A 19,084-nucleotide genomic window follows, 5' to 3' on the forward strand; every position below is an offset into this window, starting at 1 on the left:
AAACCTATGAGAAAACTATATATCCTGAGTTTAATTTTGAGCGTTACTTTTAGTTTCGCTCAAAAGACTAATTTGAAGCAGGCTGATGCTTTGTTTAGAAACTTTGCCTACTTAGATGCTTCTAAAGCCTATGAGGAATGTTTGCAAAACATCAAAAATCCATCAGCTCAGACTTTAAAGAATGCTGCCGATTCCTATTATTTCATTTCCGATTCCAGAAATGCATTAAAATGGTATCGAAAACTTTATGAAGTACAAGGAAACAACTTGACTGATATTTACTATCTGCGTTATATTCAATCCATGAAAGCGGTTATGGATTATGATGAAGCGGATAGGGTTACTAAAGAATACCTAGATAAAAAAGGAGATAAAAAAGAGATCAACCGCTATGTTGCCCAAAAGCAATATATGGACAGTTTAGCGAAAGCAAAACCTCTCTATACCATTAAAAATCTAGATATTAATACTAGTAAATCAGATTTTGGAGCTACTTTTTTTAAAGATCAGGTTGTATTTACATCGGCTCGTGACACTACGAAGTTTAGCGAAAAGTTATATACTTGGAACAATCAGCCTTTTTTGAATTTGTATCTGGCTGAAAGAAATCCTGCTGACGGAAGCCTATTCAATGAAACCGTTTTTATGCCGAATGTAATGACTAAATATCATGAGGCAACTGCGAGTTTTGATAGTCAGGGGAAAACCATTTATTATTCAACAAACATTGTAAAGAAAAATAAACTGGTTGTAGATGAAGCCAAAGTCAATAATTTTCAGATCATCAAAGGATCAATCGTTGACAATAAATTAGAAAATCCGCAGAAAGTGTTTTTTGACAGCGACGATTATTCAGTTGGGCATCCTTCCTTAAGCGAAGACGGACAATGGCTTTTCTTTGCTTCAGATATGCCTGGCGGATTTGGCGAGACGGACTTGTATGTGGTAAAAATTGCTGGTGACGGAACGATGAGCTCTCCATTAAATCTAGGGCCAACGATTAATACAATGGGGAATGAAGTGTTTCCATTTTATCAAAATGGAGTCTTGTATTTCTCATCTGATGGACATTACGGAATGGGAGATCTAGATGTTTACGAAAGTAAATTTTTGGCAGATGGAAATTTCACTGTTCCTAGAAATTTGGGAGCACCAGTTAACAGTAACAAAGACGACTTTTCTTTTATAATTAACAAAGCAGGTACTTATGGTTATTTTTCTTCTAACAGAGCAGGAGGAAAAGGAGATGACGATATTTACTCGTTTGTAAAAGGAAAACCAGTTTGTAACCAAAGCATTTCTGGAATTGCTATAGATCATAAAACCAAAAAGCCTTTGACAGATGTAACAATATTAGCATATAATTCTTTCAGCGAAGTTTTAGGCGAAACCAAAACAAACTTTGATGGGAAATATGCTATAGAAGTTCCCTGTAACAAAATGGTAAAAATGATTGCTGCGAAACCAAATTACAGCAGTGATGACAAAACGGTTGAAACTACTGGGAATAATGGAGGGGAAATTACAAATGTAAATTTTGAATTAAGCAATTATGATGACTTAGTTGTCAAAAAACAAGGAGTAGAAAAAGTAGATGTAAATCCGATTTATTTTGATTACGATAAATATGATATCACTCCTAAAGCAATTGAAGAATTGACTAAAGTAGTTTTCATTATGCAGAAATTTCCAAACATCAGAATCAAAATTGAATCACACACCGATTCAAGAGGAAAAGATTCATATAACTTGAAATTATCTGACAATAGAGCTAAATCGACTCGAGATTATATCTTGTCACAAGGTATTGATCCTTCTCGTATTGAAAGTGCCATTGGTTATGGCGAAAGCCGACTAATTAATAAATGTAAAAATGGTGTAAAATGTACAGAAGAAGAACACGTTTTAAATAGACGTTCGGATTTTATCATTATTCAAAAATAGTTTTATATTTGTGCTGTAATTTATTGATTATCAGTTTAAAAATATATAACGTCGAAACCATTTGGAAGTTGGTTTTTTTAATTCTTTTTTAAGAATAATGGACAAGGAGAAAATCAGATTGCATGAATTTGCAGTCTGATTTTTGATTTTTTAAAACTTTCACTTTTTATGCTTTTGAACAAAAAATGTTCTAATTTTGATAATCAGTTTATCACCATTATAATTTGCAGAATTTTATGAGCATTCAAGAAACCATTCAAACATTACGAAATGAACTTAACCAACACAATTACAACTATTATGTGTTAGATAATGCCACAATTTCTGATTATGATTTTGATGTAAAACTGAAAGAACTTCAGGATTTGGAAAATAAACATCCAGAGTTTTTTGATGAAAATTCGCCGACACAAAGAGTAGGTGGAGCCATTACCAAGAATTTTAAAACAATCGCGCATCAATACAGAATGTATTCTTTAGATAACTCCTATTCTAAAGATGATCTTTTAGATTGGGAAAACCGTATTCAAAGAGTTCTTGGAAATGTCAATTTACAATATACTTGTGAATTAAAATACGATGGTGCTTCAATCAGTATTACTTACGAAAACGGAAAATTAGTTCAAGCGCTAACTCGTGGTGACGGTTTTCAAGGAGATGAGGTAACCAACAATATCAAAACAATAAAATCAATTCCACTTCATTTAAAAGGAAATTATCCTGATAAATTTGATATTCGAGGCGAAATCATTCTGCCTTTTAAAGGTTTCGAAAAAATGAATCAGGAATTAATTGAAATTGGCGAAACTCCTTATTCAAACCCTAGAAATACAGCTTCTGGAAGCTTAAAACTACAAGACAGTGCTGAGGTTGCAAAACGTCCATTAGAATGTTTGTTGTATTTTGTTACAGGAAATAATCTTCCTTTTAAATCTCAGTTCGAGGGTCTGGAATCAGCGAGAAACTGGGGATTCAAAGTGCCAAATGAAGCCAAATTAGTCAATAACATGCACGAAGTTTTTGACTTTATTGATTACTGGGATACTCATCGTCATAATCTTCCTTACGAAACAGATGGAGTTGTTATAAAAGTAAACAGTATTCAACATCAAGAAGAATTAGGATATACAGCAAAATCGCCACGTTGGGCAATTGCTTATAAATTCAAATCTGAGCAGGTTTCAACCAAATTAAAATCAATTTCTTATCAGGTTGGTAGAACTGGAGCTATTACGCCTGTTGCCAATTTAGAACCTGTGCAGCTCGCGGGAACGATTGTAAAAAGAGCCTCTCTTCACAATGCAGATCAGATTGAGAAATTAGATATTAGAATAAATGATACTGTTTTTGTAGAAAAAGGAGGAGAGATTATTCCAAAAATTATTGCAGTAGATTTAGAGCAGCGTCCTGAAAATTCAGAACCAACACAATACATCACACATTGCCCGGAATGCCAGACAGAATTGGTTCGAAACGAAGGAGAAGCGAATCATTATTGTCCAAATTTCTATGGATGTCCGCCACAGATTATCGGAAGAATTCAACATTATATTTCCAGAAAAGCTATGGATATTGAAGGACTTGGCGGAGAAACCGTGGCGCTTCTTTTCAAAAATGATTTAGTGCATAATTATGCCGATTTGTATGAATTGAAAGTAGAAGATATTCTTCATTTAGAAAGAATGGCTCAAAAATCGGCTGAAAATCTGGTAAATGGAGTTCAGAAATCAAAAGAAATTCCTTTTGAAAGTGTATTGTTTGCATTAGGAATTCGTTTTGTCGGCGAAACAGTAGCTAAAAAATTAGCAAAACATTATAAAAATATCGACGCTTTAAGCCAGGCTTCTTTGATGGATTTAATTTTGGTTGATGAAATTGGAGAAAGAATTGCAAAAAGCGTTATCGAATTCTTTGAAAACGAAGAAAATAAAATCATTATAGAACGCTTAAAAAACTACGGAATACAATTTGAAATTGTAGAAAAAGTCAACCCAAATGCTACCGAGAAATTTATTGGTAAAACTTTTGTAGTTTCAGGAGTTTTCAGCCAATTTTCAAGAGATGAATTAAAGAAAGCGATCGAAGATAACGGTGGAAAAGTGGGAAGTTCTATTTCAGCAAAAACTCACTTTGTCGTGGCAGGAGATAATATGGGACCGGCTAAATTAGAAAAAGCAACTAAATTAAATATCCCTATTTTATCGGAAGAAGATTTTATAAACAAATTAAATGAAAGCGAATAAACCGTCGTTAATTTTGTTTTTTTTCGCCTTGTTGTGCACCATTATTTTTGATTGGGCGCAACAGGACTTTTTTGCGACTTATGCCAAAGCGATTGTTCTTCCGGCTATTTTTATTTATTTTTTAATCAGTAGTGAGTTTCAAATCGGAAAAACTGAAGGGGTAATTTTCTTCTTTTGCTTTGTTGGGCAGGTTTACGATTTAATGGATATCGAAAGCTCTGAATTAGGAGGAGTTATAAGTTTTTTAATTGTTTACCTTTTAATTGTAACGATTTTTATTAGAGAGCATGATAGAATAAAATTGACAAAACGAGACATTTTGCCAATTTCTATCGTAGTAGTTTTTATTGTATATCTATTGATTTCTGTTCTGAGTTTACAGCTCGATAACATGAAGAAATTTAATCTGCTTTACACTTTTTACGGTATTGTTTTAAGTGTAATGAGTTATTTCTGTTTTGTGAGCTACATTACAAAAGGAACACACATTACTTTACTAATGTCTTTAATGGCTGTAAGTTACATTTTCTCAGACATTTTCTATATTTTCAACGAATATTTCTCTTATTCGATTGTTTTGGTTTTAATACGAGATGTAACTCAAATTCTGGCTTATTACTTTATGGTAGAATACTTTTTAGAAAAAGCCAGAATTCAAAAGAAACCTATACAACAATAGTTGTTCCTTGGTTGGTATGAGCTTTATCTTTATCGAAGTAAAAGTCAATACGGCCTAAATTAATTCCGTAACAACCTACTTGATTTACTAGAACATCTTTCCCCGCTTTGTTTTTTACAACAGTTGGTTTGTCCAGGAAAGTATGTGTATGTCCTCCAATAATTAAATCAATATCCTGAGTTTGTTCAGCAAACTTTAAATCACTGATTTTTTCCGGATCATCTTTATACTTGTAGCCTAAATGCGATAGACAAATTACCAAATCGCATTTTTGTTCTTGTTTTAAAAGTCTGGTCATATCCTGAGCGATTTCAACAGGATTGTTGTAAACTGTTTCTAAGTACAATTTTTTATCCACTAAACCCTGTAATTCAATTCCAACACCAAAAACACCGACTTTAATTCCGTTTTTATTAAAGATTTTATATGGTTTAACATGTCCGTCCATAACGGTGTTTTTAAAATCATAATTAGAGTTGATGAAATCAAAAGTAGCGTGAGGAAGCTGTGCATATAATCCATCCAAACCATTATCAAAATCATGATTTCCAATAGTAGATGCATCGTACTTCATCATACTCATTAATTTGAATTCCAATTCACCTCCATAATAATTAAAATAAGGAGTTCCTTGAAAAATGTCTCCAGCATCTAATAAAAGTAAATTTGGATTTTCTTTACGAATGCTTTCGATTAAGGCCGCACGACGAGAAACGCCTCCTTTATTTGGATTACGTGGGTCATCAGCAGGAAAAGGATCAATATGGCTGTGCACATCGTTAGTATGCAGAATGATTAAGTGCTTAATATCGTTAGTTCCGAAACTGCTTAAAGACAATCCTAAACTTAATAGGGCAGTACTTGCTGCTGTTTTTTCGATAAACTCTCTTCTTTTCATTTTGTATATTTTTTGCAGGAATGCTAATATTCTTTTTTGTTGATTTATTCTTCGGTAATTCTAACGTTTTTAGGAGCTACAACAGTGTCAACTTCTTTAAAATAATCGATTAGAACATTTCTAAGCTTATAGTTTAAATCGAATTTCTCAGTGCCTTTCGCGAAAAAAGTCATGCTGTCGCCACCATTTGCTAAATAATCGTTTGTAGCAACATAATACGTTTTAGTAAGGTCAAGCGGTTTTCCTTGCACCATAATATTTTTTGCAGTATTGTCTTTTGTAATTGTAAAAGTCATTCCAGACAAAGGTTGAGGTTTTTTCTCCTTTATAATATAAGCGGCAATGTCTAAGATTTGCTCACCCTTTAAAGCAATAACAACCAAATTGTTTTCAAAAGGCATAATTTCAAAAGCAGTTCTTGTGGTTACATTTCCTTTTGGAAGAATAGCACGAATACCACCATGATTTAAAAGACATAAATCAATATCTTTTTTCTCACGAGCTTTAAAAACTAGATTTCCTCTTTGTAAACATACATCGGCTAATAAACTTCCAATGCTGGTCTGCCATTTTCCAGTACTCTTATCAAGTGTTTCTGGACAATACGCTAAAACGTTGTCTAAATCTTGATTAATATGATCGCGATAAGGTTTGATAAAGGCTTCAATTGTTGCCGTTTCGCCAGCGTTTTCGGTAACTGGAAGCTGTTTTCCTTCTATTTTGTTTAGATTGTAGTTTTTCTGACTACAGGAGAATATTGAAAAAAGTGTTAAGAATATAACAAAAAGTTTTAAAAATCCGTTATACTTTTTTAGTTTTACCATTTTAAATGCAACTTAAATAATTAATTTTGTAATCTGGTAAAAGTACTATGTTTTTGAATTATATAAAGGAATTTTTTGTAAAAAAATCATTAAAAAATAACTTGAGTAATCAAAAAAACGAGGGCTTTTCAAAGAATGTTCAAACGATTGGTTTATTGGTAGATGAAAGCAGTTTTAATCATTCTGAAACGCTGATAAAGGAATTAACGCTTCAGGGAATTGCTTCAGAAAACATAAAAATTGTTGCTTACAACAGTAAATTCAAGAAAAAAGATACGTATTTGACACCTACTTTTGGCAAAAGCCATATTAGTTGGAATGGAGAAATTACCGAAGATTTTTTGAATGAATTTGTAAATTCAAAATTTGATCTTTTGTTGAGTTATTATAATGAAGAAAATATATTCTTGATGATGCTTACCAATAAATCAAAAGCTAAATTTAAAATTGGTTTTAGCTCCGTTGACAATAATTTGAATCGTTTGATGATTAATACGGAATTAGAAAACTATAAACTTTTCGTGTCGGAATTGTTTAGGTATTTAAAAAATATAAAATAAATTATAATTAAAAATATGCAATCATTAATAGGAACTGGAGTTGCACTAGTAACACCATTTAAAAAAGATTTTTCAGTTGACATCGAGGCTTTACACCGAATTGTAAACTTTTCTATAGATGGAGGAGTTGAATATCTTGTGGTTATGGGGACAACAGCAGAAAATGCGACCCTTACAGCAGAAGAGAAAGAGTTGGTTATAAAGACAGTAATCGATGTAAATAAAGGAAGACTGCCTCTAGTTTTAGGAGTTGGAGGAAATAATACTATGCAGATTGTTGATGAATTAAAAACAAGAGATTTTAGTGCTTTTGAAGCAATATTATCTGTTTCTCCATATTACAACAAACCTACGCAAGAAGGAATTTATCAGCATTTTAAAGCAATTGCTGAAGCTTCTCCAGTACCGGTAATCTTATATAATGTTCCAGGAAGAACATCAAGCAACATGCTTCCGTCAACTGTGGTGCGTTTAGCCAATGATTTTGAAAACGTAGTGGCGATTAAAGAAGCAGCTGGAGACATGGCACAGGCAATGCAGATTATTAAAAATGCTCCAAAAGATTTTCTTGTAATTTCTGGAGACGATATGCTGGCATTACCAATCGTTTTAGCAGGTGGAGCAGGAGTAATTTCTGTAATTGGTCAAGGTTTTCCGAAAGAATTTTCAGAAATGATTCGTTTAGGATTGAATAAAAAAGCAGCAGATGCTTTCAAAACACATTACTTTTTATCAGACAGTATTGATATGATTTTTGAACAGGGAAATCCAGCAGGAATCAAACAAATCTTCCAAGCCCTTGGAATTGCTGATAATACTGTTCGTCTTCCGTTGGTTGCTGTTGATAATTCTTTAGCAGAGAGGTTGAATGAGTTTGTAAAAAACAGCATTAAATAATTGTTAAAGTGTTAGTATTTTAAGATACTAAAAAATTATTTTGCAGTCGCTAAATTAATAACTAAATTTGCCACCGAAACTTCGGTGTGATTTTGTTTTGGCATAATTGTCTGAGAGATCATAATAAAAGTAAATAAATGAAAAAAATAGTATCACTATTAATTGTTGTTGCCCTTTTTGCTTCTTGTGGAGAATATCAAAAAGCTTTAAAAAATGAAGATGTTGCAGCTAAATTTGAGGTAGCGACAAAAATGTATGATGCTGGTAAATACAATAAGGCAATCCGTCTTTTTGAGCAGTTAGCTCCTTCTTACAGAGGAAAACCTCAAGCAGAGAAGTTGTTTTATATGTTTTCTCAATCGTATTACAAAACAAAACAATACTATTTGGCTGGTTATCAGTTTGAAAGTTTTGTTTCAGGTTACCCACGAAGTGAAAAAGTCCAGGAAGCAGCCTTTTTAGGAGCTTATAGTTACTCGAAATTGGCTCCTGTTTACAGTTTAGATCAGACAGATACAGTAAAAGCACTAGAGAAATTGCAGGCTTTTATTGATAATTACCCAAACTCAGAATATTTGGCTCAAGCAAATGAGACAGTTCAGTTGTTAAATGGTAAATTAGAGAAGAAAGCATACGAAAATGCTAAAGGATATAATACTATTTCTGATTATAAATCAGCTTTAGTAGCATTTGATAATTTTATCGCTGATTTTCCTGGAACACCATTTAAAGAAGATGCGTTGTTTTACAAATATGATTCAGCCTATCAATTGGCAATTAATAGTGTGCCTTCAAAAATGGAAGAGCGTTTAAATGTGGCTAAAGTAGCTTATGCTAACTTAATGAAATTTAAAAGCGATACAAAATATAAAACAAAAGCGGACGAAATGAACGCTAGAGTAGAAACAGATTTACAAAAATTTACTAAATAAATAAAAGTCATGGATTTAAAAAAGACGAATGCTCCTGTTAACACAATAACTTACAACAAAACAGTTATTGAAGAGCCAACAGGAAATGTGTATGAGGCAATTACCATTATGGCTAAAAGAGCAAATCAAATTAATTCAGAGATTAAAAAAGAATTGACTGAAAAATTAGAGGAGTTTGCTACTTACAATGATAGTCTAGAGGAAGTTTTTGAAAATAAAGAGCAAATCGAAGTTTCTAAATTTTACGAAAAATTACCAAAACCACACGCTTTAGCTGTTCAAGAATGGTTAGACGGTAAAACTTACCACAGAAGTTCAAACAAATAATAGTACAATGTCAGTTTTAAACGGGAAAAAGGTTTTACTGGGAGTTTCCGGTGGAATCGCAGCGTATAAAACGGCTTCTTTAGTACGACTTTTTATAAAAGCAGGTGCACATGTCCAAGTGATAATGACACCTGCTTCTAAGGATTTTGTAACCCCGCTTACATTATCTACTTTATCAAAAAATCCAGTACATTCAAGTTTCTTTAATCAAGATGATGAGGAGGCAGTTTGGAACAATCACGTAGAATTGGCTCTTTGGGCTGATATTATGCTGATTGCGCCTGCTACTGCCAATACGTTGTCTAAAATGACGACGGGAAACTGCGATAATTTTTTAATCGCGGCCTATTTATCTGCTAAATGTCCAGTATACTTTGCACCAGCAATGGATTTGGATATGTATAAACATCCTTCAACAGTAGCTAGTTTTAATGCTATAAAACAGTTTGGAAACATTATGATTCCTGCTGAAACTGGAGAATTGGCAAGCGGTTTGTCTGGAGAAGGCCGAATGGCTGAACCAGAAAATATTATCGCCTTTCTAGAAGCTGATTTAGAAAGTAAACTTCCTTTAAAAGGAAAAAAAATACTCGTTACGGCTGGACCAACATACGAAGCGATAGATCCCGTACGTTTTATAGGAAATCATTCTTCAGGGAAAATGGGATTTGACATTGCTAATGAAGCGGCAAATCTTGGAGCAGAAGTATTTTTAATTGCTGGCCCAACACATTTAAAAATAAAAAATACTTTAATAAAAGTTGTAGATGTGGTGTCTGCTCAAGAAATGTATGATGCTTGTCATTTGTATTTTAATGAAGTTGATGTTGCGATTGCTGCTGCTGCTGTAGCTGATTACAGACCAAAAGTTGTAGCAGATCAAAAGATTAAAAAAACAGATGCAACATTTTCGATAGAACTTGAAAAGACAAAAGATATCTTGTCTTCATTAGGAACTATTAAAAAAAATCAGTTTTTAATTGGTTTTGCATTGGAAACTGAAAATGAAATTGAAAATGCTAAGTTGAAAATTCAGAAAAAAAACTTAGATTTGATTGTTTTAAATTCCTTACAAGATAAAGGAGCAGGTTTTAAAAAAGAAACGAATAAAGTAACCTTTATCGATAAGAATTTTGAAATCGAACCAATGGAATTAAAATCAAAGGAATCGGTGGCGACTGATATTTTGAATAAAGTAATTCTTCATTTTTCAGAATAAAAATTTGAAATATATGCCGGAAACAGGAACAGGAAACTGTTTGTGTTTGTGAAATTTAATATTTAAAGGAGTATGAATAAGGTAGTTACACTAATAGTATTTTTAAGCTTTGGTTTTGTGCAAGGGCAACAGTTAAATTGTACAGTAACTATTAATACAGAACGACTTACGAATCCTAACAATCAGGTTTTTAAGACGCTCCAGACTGCTTTGTCGGAGTTTGTAAACAAAACAGATTGGACGGGTGCTCCTTTAAAGCAAAATGAAAGAATTAATTGTTCGATGTATATTACTTTATCATCAAATAGTTCAGATCAATTTACAGGAACGATTCAGGTTCAATCATCCAGATTGATTTTTAATTCTACTTATTCTTCCCCAATTTTAAATTACAACGATAAAGATTTTAATTTCAGATATACGGAATATGAACCTTTATTGTTTAATCCAACTACTTACGATTCTAATTTAGTTTCTGTAATCTCTTTTTACTGTTATGTAATCCTAGGTATGGATGCTGATAGTTTTCAAATGGGAGCAGGGAATCAATATCTTCAAACAGCACAAAATATTGCTAATGTAGCACAGCAAGGAGGATTTAAGGGATGGAATCAGTCTGATGGACTTCAGAATCGTTACTATTTAATAAATGATATGATCGCGCCGACTTACAGTGATTTACGTCAAACAATGTATGCGTATCATACGGGTTTGGATGGAATGAGTTTGGATTTGAAAGCATCTAAAGAAAAAATAAAATCTTCATTAATGCTTATTGGAAAGTTAAATTCAGTTAAACCAAATGCCTTCATTACCAGAGTATTTTTTGACGCAAAATCAGATGAAATTGTGTCTATTTTTTCTGGTGGGCCAAGTATAACAATTAGCGATTTAACGGATGTATTAAATAAAGTTTCTCCGCTAAATTCTACTAAATGGTCGCAGATTAAATATTAATTCTGGTATTTCATTTTAAAAAAAAATCTTCTTTAACTTTTATTTTTACAAAATTGCCCTATGATTACGTCACTGTCAATTAAAAATTATGCGCTTATTGAAAAACTAGCTATAGATTTTTCTAAAGGTTTTTCTATAATAACAGGTGAGACAGGAGCAGGAAAATCAATTATTTTAGGTGCAATTGGTCTTGTTTTAGGAAAAAGAGCAGATCTTACTTCTTTAAAAAATAAAGAAGAAAAATGCGTGATTGAAGCACAATTCGAAATTTCAAAATATAATTTGAAAGAGTTTTTTGAGGCTAACGATTTGGATTATGAAGAGGAAACAATTATTAGGCGTGAAATTCTTCCGTCAGGAAAATCTCGTGCTTTTATAAATGATAGTCCAGTAAATCTTCAGGAATTGCAAGATTTGAGTTTGTATTTAATTGATATTCATTCGCAGCAACAAACTCAGGAATTGTCAGATGAAAATGTTCAATTTAAGATTATTGATGCTATCGCTAATAATTCAGAAATTATTTTAGACTATCAAAAGCTTTTAAAATCATATAAATCAGATAGATCAAAATGGAATGCCTTGCTTAAAAGGCAAAGTGATTCTGGAAAAGAACAGGAATACAATACATTTTTATTGAATGAATTGGTTGCTGCGCAGTTAAAATCTGGAGAACAGCAAGAATTAGAAGCGGATTATGAAAAGCTTAATAATGTTGAAATAATCAAGGAATCGCTGGATAAATCGCTAGCAATTGCAAATGAAGAGCAATTTGGTGTATTTCATAATCTGAATGAGATTAAAAACGCATTGCAGAAAGTGGCATCTTTTTCAACAGAATATCAAAATTTATTTGAAAGAATAAGTAGTCTAGCAATTGAATTTGATGATGTTTCTAAAGAATTAGAGAGTTGCTCTGAGAAATTATTAAATGATCCGGCACAATTAGAATTAGTAAATCAAAAATTACAATTGATTTATAATCTTCAGAAAAAGCATCAGGCAGATTCTGTTGATGATTTGCTTCAAATTCAAGCTGATTTAGGAAACACTTTATTAGAGTTGGATAATATGGATGAAGAAATAGCTTCTTTATCTAAAATTATCGAGAAAAAAGCGGGCGAATTAGATAATTATGCGAATCAGATTCATCAGAATAGAATAAATGCAATTCCCAAATTATCGGAACAGTTAATTTTGATTTTAGAAACTTTAGGTATGCCTAATGTCCGATTTAAAATGGAATTAACACCTTCAGAAACGTATTTTCAAAACGGAAAAGACGAATTACAATTCTTATTTTCAGCTAATAAAGGAACCGATTTTGGTTTGTTGAAAAAAGTAGCTTCTGGAGGAGAGATGTCTCGTATTATGCTGGCGGTTAAAGCGATTTTAGCAAAATATTCAAAACTGCCTACTTTGATTTTTGATGAAATCGATACAGGAGTTTCGGGGGAAATTGCAATTAGAATGGGAGAAATCATGAAAGAAATGAGTAATACGATGCAGATTTTTGCTATTACGCATTTGCCTCAGATTGCTGCAAAAGGTGATTCTCATTTTAAAGTTTCTAAATCCACAGTTGGTGATGATACAGTATCTGAATTGAAATTATTATCACAAGAAGACCGAATTCTAGAAATTGCCCAAATGTTATCGGGAGCTAATATTTCTGATTCAGCTTTGAATCATGCAAAACAATTATTGAATTAAAATACCACAATGGAAAGTTTGAGTTTTTACGAAAATCAGTTTATAAAAGCTGATGCATTAATTTCTGAAGGAAATTCAGCCGATGCAAAAGAACTATTGGAAGAAATACTAGCGCAGTATCCTGATTTTGGAAAAGCACACAATCATTTAGGATGGATTTATTATAATAAATTAAGTGATTATGAAAAAGGGATTTATCATTATAAACTAGCAATAAAATTTGATCCTAAATACGCTGCTCCTTATTTAAATTATACTTATTTGTTAATTGATATTAGCAGATATGCAGAAGCAAAGGAGCATATTAAATTTACATTGTCTAATTTGGAAAATGCAGATAACTCTTCTTATAACAGTGAATTAGGAAGAATGGCAGAGTACGAAGGCGAATATAGAGAGTCATATAATTATTATAAAGAGGCAAAGAAAAATGCTTTGAACCCAAATTTTATTGAGAATATGAATGCCAACATGAAAAGGGTTAAGGATAAAATGTCTATTTTTGAAAAATTAAAACTGAAATTGAAATAATACAAAAAAAATAATTGCAAGATGATTATAGAACCAAGAATGAGAGGATTTATTTGTTTAACTGCCCACCCAACGGGAGCTGAACAAAATGTAAAAAATCAAATCGAATACGTAAAATCAAAAGGAGAAATTGCCGGGCCTAAAAAAGTTTTGGTAATTGGTGCTTCTACAGGTTTTGGGTTGGCTTCAAGAATTACTAGTGCTTTTGGTTCTGATGCTGCTACAATTGGAGTGTTTTTTGAAAAACCACCAGTTGAGGGAAAAACAGCTTCTCCAGGATGGTACAATTCTGCAGCATTTGAAAAAGAAGCTCACAAAGCGGGTTTATATGCAAAAAGTATTAACGGAGATGCATTTTCAAACGAAATAAAAAGAGAAACGTTAGATTTGATCAAAGCTGATTTAGGACAGGTTGATCTTGTAATTTATAGTTTAGCTTCGCCAGTTCGTACAAATCCTAATACAGGAGTTACGCATCGTTCAGTTTTAAAACCAATTGGACAGACTTTTACAAATAAAACAGTTGATTTTCATACAGGAAAAGTTTCTGAAGTTTCAATCGCTCCAGCAAACGAAGAAGATATTGAAAATACAGTTGCTGTTATGGGAGGTGAAGACTGGGCAATGTGGATAGATGCTTTAAAGAACGAAAATTTATTAGCAGAAGGCGCTACAACAGTTGCTTACTCTTATATTGGGCCATCTTTAACAGAGGCAGTTTATCGTAAAGGAACTATTGGCCGTGCAAAAGATCATTTAGAAGCTACTGCATTTACTATTGCAGATTCTTTAAAATCTATTGGCGGAAAAGCTTATGTTTCTGTAAACAAAGCTTTGGTAACACAGGCAAGTTCTGCAATTCCAGTAATTCCATTATATATTTCTCTTTTATACAAAATCATGAAAGAAGAAGGAATTCATGAAGGATGTATCGAGCAGATTCAACGTTTGTTCCAAGACAGACTATATAATGGTTCAGATGTTCCTGTTGATGAAAAAGGAAGAATCAGAATTGATGATTGGGAAATGCGTGAAGATGTTCAAGAGAAGGTAGCTAAACTTTGGTTAGAAGCTACAACAGAAACATTGCCTGAAATTGGAGATTTAGCAGGATATAGAAGTGATTTCTTGAATTTATTCGGTTTCGAATTTGCTGGTGTTGACTACAATGCGGAAGCAAATGAAGTTGTTGAAATTGAAAGTATCAAATAACATATTTTACTTACCGTAAAACAGAAAACCATCAACCAAAAGTTGATGGTTTTTTTGTTAATATACCCTATCTTTGTTAAAATTTTAAACAATAAAAAATTACCCTTTAATAACCGCACATTCTGCTATGATTTTTTCTTTAATTATACCCGTGTATAATCGTCCAGATGAAGTTGATGAACTTTTAGAAAGTCTCTCAAAATCTGATTATAATGAAGCTTTTGAAATTGTTCTTGTCGAAGATGGATCTTCCATTCCATGTAGAGATGTTGTGATGAATTATCAAGGAAAATTAAATATATCGTATTATTTTAAAGAAAACTCCGGTCCAGGTGATTCTAGAAATTTTGGAATGCAAAGGGCAAGAGGAGATTATTTTATCATTTTTGACTCAGATTGTATTATTCCTTCCAATTACTTGACAGAAGTTCGTAAAGAATTGGACAGAGAATATGTAGATTGTTTTGGAGGGCCTGATAAAGCCTTAGATAGCTTTTCTAACATTCAGAAGGCAATTAATTTTGCCATGACTTCTTTTCTTACTACGGGGGGAATTAGAGGTGGATCTGAGAAGATAACTAAATTCCAGCCTCGAAGCTTTAATATGGGGATTTCTAAAAAAGCTTTTGAAGCATCAAAAGGTTTTGGGAACATTCATCCAGGAGAAGATCCAGACTTATCGATTCGTTTATGGAACTTAGGGTTTGAAACTAGACTGTTTTCAGAGGCTTATGTATATCATAAAAGAAGAATTGATTGGGAAAAATTCTCCATTCAAGTAAAGAAATTTGGTATAGCAAGACCTATATTAAATAGTTGGTATCCAGAGCATAATAAACTGACTTTCTTCTTTCCAACAATGTTTATACTTGGTTTATTATTAGCTTTTTTATTGTTAATTTTCAATATAGATATTTTATTACAATTATATTTCGTATATTTCGTTATAGTTTTTCTTACATCAAGCGTTCAAAACAAAAGTATCAAGATTGGATATCTTTCAGTAATAGCGGTCTGGAAACAGTTCTATGGTTATGGAACTGGTTTTTTAGAATCTTATGTAAAAATAATTTTATTGAAAAAGAAACCTCAGGAAGCTTTTCCACGTATGTTTTTTAAATTGTAAGAATGACAAAAGTTATTGGCCTTACGGGAGGAATTGGCAGTGGAAAAACAACCATTGCAAACTATTTTGAAGAAATGGGGGTTCCTGTTTATATAGCAGATAATGGAGCCAAAAATGTTATGAAGTCCGAAGAGATTATTGAAGAGGTAAAAAATGCATTTGGCCAAGATATTTTTGATGGAGAAGTTTTAAATAGAGCAAAGCTAGCTCAGATAGTTTTTAATGATAAAGTACAATTAGCAAAATTAAATTCAATAGTACATCCAGCTGTAAAAAAAGATTTCGAATCTTGGATGCAGGAATTTAAGAATTTTGATTATGTTGTTTATGAGGCAGCTATTTTATTTGAAAGCGGTCGTTATAAAGAATGCGATGTTATTATAACCGTTACTGCTCCAGAAGAAGTTAGAATCGAAAGAGTTATAAAACGCGATAGAACTACAAGAGAACAAGTTTTAAGCAGAATGAAAATGCAGTGGAATGACGAAAAACGAATTTCTAAGAGCAATTTCGTGATTAATAACAATAATCTTAAAATTGCTAAGGAAGAAGTTGTTAAAATTCTTAAAATTTTAAATATAAAACAAAATCAGTCTTAAATGTTAATATTTGGTTAATGTATTATTTAGTATATTGTTAAAATATTAATTTTGTTTCGATGAATAAATTATTTTTTAGAATACTTGTTTTATTGATGAGTTTGTCCTTAATCGGGATAATTCTGGTTCAAGTATTTTGGTTCAATTCTTCGTTCAAGAATAATGAAGAACAATTTAAATACCACGTTACTCAAGTAATTGGAAATGTTGCAGATAAACTGGAACAGCAAGAGGAGTACAGTTTCTACGACAAATACAACCGTATTAAAGACAGCACGGGTAAAATTCCAAAAAAAGAAGATTTACTAGAAGTACTTTATGTACAAAGAAACCCAAAAACGAATAAAACAATTGTTTATTCGAGTACTTTGACATCTGAAGATTACGACATAAACGGATCTCTTTTTAACAAAAAGTTCAGTAGTGAGCGTTTTAAAAATTTTAGTTCAAAAAGAGTGACCGAAGTTTATAATAACAACGGTGGAATTGATAATAACGGTTTAGGACAGAGTATCATTCCTGATCTGAAAATTGAAAAATCAGGAAGTTTAGATATTCTAAATAAAGTGCAGCAACAGATTCAATATAAAGATATTGCTTCTTTAACTCCAATAGAAGGAAGGGTTACAAAAGACAAGCTTTATAAATTATTGAAAAAAGAGCTGGAAGAATATGAAGTTAAAACCAAGTTTGAATTCGCAATATACAGTAATGGAATTCCAACCAAGATTAAATCTGATGGATTTCATTCTTTAGATAAAGAAGCAACTTACAGTATTCCGGTTTTTACTGATAATGAAGGAAATAGTAAATATGAATTATCAGTTACGTTTCCGCACAAAAAGAAGTTCTTATTATCTGAATTATTAAGTATTACTATTCTATCGATAGTTTTTACTTTGATCATAATTGTGGCTTACACGAGTGCATTAAATCAATTACTGCGTCAAAAACATATTTCTGAGATCAAAACAGATTTTATAAATAATATGACGCATGAATTTAAAACACCAATTGCGACAATAAATTTAGCACTAGATGCTATTAGAAGTCCTAAGGTAATTGAAGATAAGGAAAAGGTTTATCGATATCTTCAAATGATTAGAGATGAAAATAAAAGAATGCATGCTCAGGTCGAAAATGTACTGCGTATTTCTAAACTGGAAAAAAGAGAGCTTGATATTACAAAAGAACCTACTGTAGTTACTGATATAATTGATGATGCAATAGAACATGTAAATCTAATATTAGAAGATAGACAAGGTACAGTAGAAAGGCATTATGATGCTGCAAGAACAACAGTTTTGATTAATGAAGTTCATTTTACCAATGTATTGGTTAATATTTTGGAAAATGCCATAAAATATTCTCCGGATGTTCCTAAGATCGAAGTCTTTACAGAGAATGTAAAAGACATGATTTTGATAAAAGTTAGAGATCACGGATTAGGAATGAGTAAGATAGCTCAAAAGCGAGTTTTCGAAAAGTTCTATAGAGAACATACAGGAGATTTGCACAACGTAAAAGGCCACGGTTTAGGTTTGGCCTATGTAAAAAGAATTGTAGAAGACCATAATGGTCAAGTATATGTAGAAAGCGAAAAAGGAAAAGGTAGCACCTTTATAATAAAAATACCATTAATAAATTAAAATATGGAAAATACTAACAAAAGAATACTTTTAGTAGAAGATGACCTAAATTTTGGGGCGGTTCTTAAAGATTATCTAATGTTAAATGACTTTGAAGTTACTTTAGCTAAAAACGGTATGGAAGGTTTCGAAAAATTCAAGAAAGATGTATACGATTTGTGTATTCTTGATGTAATGATGCCTTATAAAGATGGTTATACTTTGGCCAAAGAAATTAGAGAAAAGAACAGTGAAGTGCCAATTATCTTTTTAACAGCAAAATCTATGAAAGAAGATGTGTTAAAAGGTTACAAAGCTGGTGCTGATGACTATTTAAATAAACCTTTTGATTCAGAAGTTCTTTTAATGAAGATTAAAGCAATCATTCAAAGAAAATCTGCTGATACAAAGGCAGAACAAGTACAATTCGAATTTAATATTGGTAAATTCCACTTAAATTCAAAACTTAGATTCTTGACTTATCAAGATGAAGAGCCTATTAAATTGTCTCCAAAAGAAAATGAATTGCTTAAAATGCTTATTCTTCATGAAAATGACTTAATGCCAAGAGAATTAGCTTTAACAAAAATCTGGAGAGATGACAACTACTTTACTTCAAGAAGTATGGACGTTTACATCGCTAAATTGAGAAAATATTTGAAAGCAGATGAAGATGTTGAAATCTTAAACATCCATGGAGAAGGATTCAGATTAGTGGTAAAAAGCAAAGTTGCTGAATAACGAATTCACTTAAAATAATATAAAAGCTCTGAGAAATCAGGGCTTTTTTTATAC

General features: G+C 32.0%; 18 protein-coding genes. 16 read left to right on the forward strand and 2 right to left on the reverse strand.

What is annotated here, in order from left to right; translation table 11 throughout:
• Positions 1-6: 6 nt before the first annotated feature.
• The 3 genes from P2W65_RS14615 (at position 7) to P2W65_RS14625 (ending at position 4,866) form a co-directional block, all read left to right on the forward strand.
• Complete coding sequence (locus P2W65_RS14615; protein WP_289658487.1) at positions 7-1,944, forward strand: OmpA family protein; 1,938 nt, start codon at positions 7-9, stop codon at positions 1,942-1,944.
• 236 nt (positions 1,945-2,180) lie between these two features.
• On the forward strand, positions 2,181-4,187 hold the full coding sequence (gene ligA / locus P2W65_RS14620) for an NAD-dependent DNA ligase LigA (protein ID WP_289658489.1): 2,007 nt from the start codon (positions 2,181-2,183) through the stop codon (positions 4,185-4,187).
• Entirely contained in the window at positions 4,174-4,866 is a 693-nt protein-coding gene (locus tag P2W65_RS14625) for a lysoplasmalogenase family protein (protein ID WP_289658491.1), read from the forward strand. Before ligA ends, P2W65_RS14625 begins: the two co-directional genes overlap by 14 nt.
• On the opposite strand, the gene P2W65_RS14630 is transcribed toward P2W65_RS14625, so the two are convergent.
• A complete protein-coding gene (locus P2W65_RS14630; RefSeq protein ID WP_289658493.1) occupies positions 4,853-5,764 on the reverse strand; it encodes a bifunctional metallophosphatase/5'-nucleotidase in 912 nt (303 codons plus the stop codon). The two genes, P2W65_RS14625 and P2W65_RS14630, sit on opposite strands and share 14 nt — an antisense overlap.
• Positions 5,765-5,808: 44 nt before the next feature.
• A complete protein-coding gene (locus P2W65_RS14635) occupies positions 5,809-6,588 on the reverse strand; it encodes a 5'-nucleotidase C-terminal domain-containing protein (protein ID WP_289658495.1) in 780 nt (259 codons plus the stop codon).
• 47 nt (positions 6,589-6,635) lie between these two features.
• Here P2W65_RS14635 and P2W65_RS14640 point away from each other — a divergent pair, with 47 nt between their 5' ends.
• The 13 genes from P2W65_RS14640 (at position 6,636) to P2W65_RS14700 (ending at position 19,030) form a co-directional block, all read left to right on the forward strand.
• Positions 6,636-7,148 (forward strand): DUF6913 domain-containing protein, encoded by a 513-nt coding sequence (locus tag P2W65_RS14640; RefSeq protein ID WP_434783339.1) that lies wholly within the window; start codon positions 6,636-6,638, stop codon positions 7,146-7,148.
• Between the two features lie 15 nt (positions 7,149-7,163).
• Positions 7,164-8,045 carry a 4-hydroxy-tetrahydrodipicolinate synthase gene (gene dapA / locus P2W65_RS14645; protein ID WP_289658499.1) on the forward strand — a complete coding sequence of 294 codons (882 nt, stop codon included), beginning with the start codon at positions 7,164-7,166 and terminating at the stop codon, positions 8,043-8,045.
• A gap of 137 nt (positions 8,046-8,182) precedes the next feature.
• Positions 8,183-8,977, forward strand: a complete 795-nt coding sequence (locus tag P2W65_RS14650; protein ID WP_289658501.1) for an outer membrane protein assembly factor BamD — start codon at positions 8,183-8,185, stop codon at positions 8,975-8,977.
• Between the two features lie 9 nt (positions 8,978-8,986).
• The gene (locus tag P2W65_RS14655) at positions 8,987-9,304 is read left to right on the forward strand and encodes a DNA-directed RNA polymerase subunit omega (protein WP_008463064.1); all 318 of its coding nucleotides are present in this window, start codon (positions 8,987-8,989) and stop codon (positions 9,302-9,304) included.
• A gap of 7 nt (positions 9,305-9,311) precedes the next feature.
• Positions 9,312-10,523: a bifunctional phosphopantothenoylcysteine decarboxylase/phosphopantothenate--cysteine ligase CoaBC gene (gene coaBC / locus P2W65_RS14660; protein WP_289658510.1), complete on the forward strand. Its 1,212-nt coding sequence runs from the start codon at positions 9,312-9,314 to the stop codon at positions 10,521-10,523.
• A 72-nt stretch (positions 10,524-10,595) separates the two neighbouring features.
• Positions 10,596-11,480 (forward strand): type IX secretion system protein PorD, encoded by an 885-nt coding sequence (gene porD, locus P2W65_RS14665; RefSeq protein WP_289658512.1) that lies wholly within the window; start codon positions 10,596-10,598, stop codon positions 11,478-11,480.
• A 60-nt stretch (positions 11,481-11,540) separates the two neighbouring features.
• Positions 11,541-13,193, forward strand: a complete 1,653-nt coding sequence (gene recN / locus P2W65_RS14670; protein ID WP_289658514.1) for a DNA repair protein RecN — start codon at positions 11,541-11,543, stop codon at positions 13,191-13,193.
• A 9-nt stretch (positions 13,194-13,202) separates the two neighbouring features.
• Complete coding sequence (locus P2W65_RS14675; RefSeq protein ID WP_289658516.1) at positions 13,203-13,724, forward strand: tetratricopeptide repeat protein; 522 nt, start codon at positions 13,203-13,205, stop codon at positions 13,722-13,724.
• A 21-nt stretch (positions 13,725-13,745) separates the two neighbouring features.
• Positions 13,746-14,936: an enoyl-ACP reductase FabV gene (gene fabV / locus P2W65_RS14680; protein WP_289658518.1), complete on the forward strand. Its 1,191-nt coding sequence runs from the start codon at positions 13,746-13,748 to the stop codon at positions 14,934-14,936.
• A gap of 127 nt (positions 14,937-15,063) precedes the next feature.
• Positions 15,064-16,062, forward strand: coding sequence for a glycosyltransferase family 2 protein (locus tag P2W65_RS14685; protein ID WP_289658520.1), 999 nt, complete (start codon positions 15,064-15,066; stop codon positions 16,060-16,062).
• A gap of 2 nt (positions 16,063-16,064) precedes the next feature.
• Positions 16,065-16,661, forward strand: coding sequence for a dephospho-CoA kinase (gene coaE, locus P2W65_RS14690; RefSeq protein WP_289658522.1), 597 nt, complete (start codon positions 16,065-16,067; stop codon positions 16,659-16,661).
• 59 nt (positions 16,662-16,720) lie between these two features.
• Positions 16,721-18,310 (forward strand): sensor histidine kinase, encoded by a 1,590-nt coding sequence (locus tag P2W65_RS14695; RefSeq protein ID WP_289658524.1) that lies wholly within the window; start codon positions 16,721-16,723, stop codon positions 18,308-18,310.
• 3 nt (positions 18,311-18,313) lie between these two features.
• Positions 18,314-19,030 carry a response regulator transcription factor gene (locus P2W65_RS14700; RefSeq protein ID WP_289658526.1) on the forward strand — a complete coding sequence of 239 codons (717 nt, stop codon included), beginning with the start codon at positions 18,314-18,316 and terminating at the stop codon, positions 19,028-19,030.
• Positions 19,031-19,084 lie beyond the last annotated feature (54 nt).

The sequence above is a fragment of the Flavobacterium panacagri genome, from assembly GCF_030378165.1.
GTDB lineage: Bacteria > Bacteroidota > Bacteroidia > Flavobacteriales > Flavobacteriaceae > Flavobacterium > Flavobacterium panacagri.